Genomic DNA, 1879 nt, shown 5'->3' with positions numbered 1-1879 from the left:
CGAAGGAGGGCACTGAAAAAGTCCCAAGATGCTTAAATATTAAAGGGAGCAGCAAACGCAAGTTTACTGCTCCCTTTCAATTATCTTAGAGGTATCAGCAATATATCATAGCATGTTACCTCATCAACAGCAACTTCAGCTTAGTTCTTTTTCGAGTCTTTACGATCTTATAGTACCTAAAGGCAATCTGCTCCGCCAGATTAACGAACTGATCGATTTTCAGTTTATTTATCAGGAACTGGTGAATAAGTATTGTTTGAATAATGGTCGCATGGCTGAAAGCCCGATCCGTATGTTCAAATACTTATTATTGAAAACGATCTATACTGCCTCAGACGTCGATATCGTTGAGCGTTCCCGTTATGATATGTCCTTCAAATACTTTCTTGATATGTCTCCCGAGGAAGCTGTTATCAACCCTAGTTCACTGACTAAATTTCGAAAGCTTCGCTTAAAAGACACAGACCTGTTAAATCTGCTGATTGGCAAAACTGTATCTATTGCTCTCGAAAAAGGAATTATTAAATCCAAATCGATCATTGTTGATGCCACCCATTCACTCTCCAGATCGAATCCTTATTCGGCCCTTGATGTGTTAAGAGAACGTTCAAAATTACTTCGCAAAGCAGTTTACGCCATAGATAAGGATATGAAGGGCCATCTGCCTGAGAAAAATACGTCGAATGATCTGCAGGATGAGTTGATTTATTGCAGAGAACTTGAGAGGCGTATTAGCTCAGAGCAGACTTTAAGTTCAATACCTGCGGTTAAAGAAAAGCTAAACCTGCTAAAGGAAACATTAGAGGATACGGAAGAAAACCACATACTCTCCACAGATCTGGACGCCAGGATCGGGCACAAATCTGCGGATAGTTCATTCTTTGGCTATAAGACACATCTTGCCATGACAGAAGAGCGTATCATAACCGCGGCGGTAGTCACATCAGGAGAAAAAGGTGATGGCCCGGAGTTGCCCAAACTTTTGGAGATCAGCCAGAACAATGGGATTGAAGTTGATACGATTATCGGTGATTCCGCATATTCGGGCAAAGAAAACCTTAAATTAAAAGATAACCAGGGTCAGAATATACAAGTGGTAGCAAAGCTGAACCCTTCCATTACCCAGGGCTTTAGAAAGGATGAGGATAAGTTTGATTATAATAAGGATGCCGATATGTTCGTTTGTCCGGCCGGTCATATGGCGATTAAAAAAGTCCGTAATGGCAGGAAGGATGTAGGTACTAATCAGGTAGATACCTATTTTTTTGACATTGAAAAATGTAAGATCTGCGCGCTGAAGGACAATTGTTATAAGCCTGAAGCAAAGACTAAAAGCTATTCTGTATCCATACAATCAAACTTACACCAGCAACAAATGATTTTTCAAGAAAGTGAATATTATAAAGAAAAGGCCAGACAGCGATATAAGATCGAGGCAAAAAACAGTGAGTTAAAGAATGTACATGGCTATAATCGGGCAATATCCTATGGGATTGATAGCATGCAAATGCAAGGTGCATTGGCGATCTTCACGGTAAATCTGAAAAGAATTATCAAACTAAACCTCTAAAAGACGAAAGTTGGTGAAAACTGCCCGGAGAACTTTGGATTTTACCAATCATGCGCAACAAATCATCATATAAGCCCAATAACAAGTTCTTGTACAAAAAAAACGATCAGGTAAAAACGTGTTCTACCTGATCATTTTTTAAGAGATCCCTCATAAAAGGGCAACTTCTTCAGTGCCCTCATCCCGAAGACGCCCCCTTTTTATTCGGAAAATGGTTTTCATTCCCCGGTGGTGAATTCCCTCTTTTATGAATGTTTTTATTTATTTTATTGGTTATTCTGCTTTACATTCATACACGACAGAACTACA

1 protein-coding gene is annotated in these 1879 nt (G+C 39.5%); it reads left to right on the top strand.

What is annotated here, in order from left to right:
- The first annotated feature begins 112 nt into the window (after positions 1-112).
- A complete protein-coding gene (locus BW716_RS34875; protein WP_083730652.1) occupies positions 113-1570 on the top strand; it encodes an IS1182 family transposase in 1458 nt (485 codons plus the stop codon).
- Positions 1571-1879: the final 309 nt, after the last annotated feature.

This window comes from [Flexibacter] sp. ATCC 35208, from assembly GCF_001975825.1.
GTDB lineage: Bacteria > Bacteroidota > Bacteroidia > Chitinophagales > Chitinophagaceae > Chitinophaga.
This window is presented reverse-complemented; position numbering and strand designations above follow the sequence as displayed.

Coding starts and splice junctions, on each gene's coding strand:
- BW716_RS34875 (WP_083730652.1), top strand. CDS start 113: ATGTTACCTCATCAACAGCAACTTCAGCTTAGTTCTTTTTCGAGTCTT.